The sequence below is a fragment of the Chrysanthemum yellows phytoplasma genome (assembly GCF_000803325.1).
In the GTDB taxonomy this organism is placed as follows: Bacteria; Bacillota_I; Bacilli_A; order Acholeplasmatales; family Acholeplasmataceae; genus Phytoplasma; species Phytoplasma asteris.
Window position 1 is genome coordinate 1 of sequence record NZ_JSWH01000120.1, and the last position, 813, is coordinate 813.

Below are 813 nucleotides of genomic sequence, written 5' to 3' on the forward strand. Positions count from 1 at the left end.
ATTAAATATTAGTAAATATTTTTGTGATTTAAATATCATATGAAATCTCCTTTAATTTTTATTCCTTTATATTTTAACATATTGGAAGTTGTTAAAATTTTTATCACCAGTCATCGCTGGTTCTTTTATTATATTCGGCTTCCTTGACTTTATCATTATTCTGTTTATCTTGGTAAAGGGATAAAGTTTTACGGACAGGGTTGAAGTGGAGGTGAAAATTAGTTAATTCAAAGTTAGAGTCGGAAAAATTTCGCGACCAAGGTAATAGTCTTTGTCTTTTTCTATCAAGTCTTTTGGGCCTTTGTATTTAAGGATTAAGTAATTACCACCTGAGCCTTCGTTGATTTGTTTTTCTAATTTTACATAGTTTTCTAAATAACTATCAAATCCGATATCGAAACGAGAAAATTTAAATCCGTTCGCTGAGTTTTCCTTCCAAAGGTCGAAGGGGTAACGGTCTTCGATGTAATAAGCTAAGTTAGAGGGTTCTTTTTGGGTTTCGAGGCGTTCTTGAGCGATCGAAATATTGTTATGACTACCTTTTTTTTCTTGAAGTTGTTCTTGATAATAACCGACTCCATTAAGGCCATCAAAGGTGTATTTGGCTTTAATCATTGTACATTTGTTATTATTGTCATACCATTCTTCGATATTTTCGAATGCGGTTTCTTTTAAAATAGGGATTTGTTCTTTCGGTAATTTATTGATTTTTTTTTCGGTTAAAACCATAAAACCAATAAAACCGATAATTAAAAAAAGAAATACCCCTAAAATAATAAAAAACCATTTAATGATTTTTTTAATATTAAACAT

The 813-nt window shown here is 29.8% G+C and carries 1 pseudogene; it reads right to left on the bottom strand.

The features are described from left to right. Positions 1–103: 103 nt before the first annotated feature. Positions 104–813 (bottom strand): annotated as a pseudogene (locus OL66_RS04005) (effector); the annotation flags it as partial.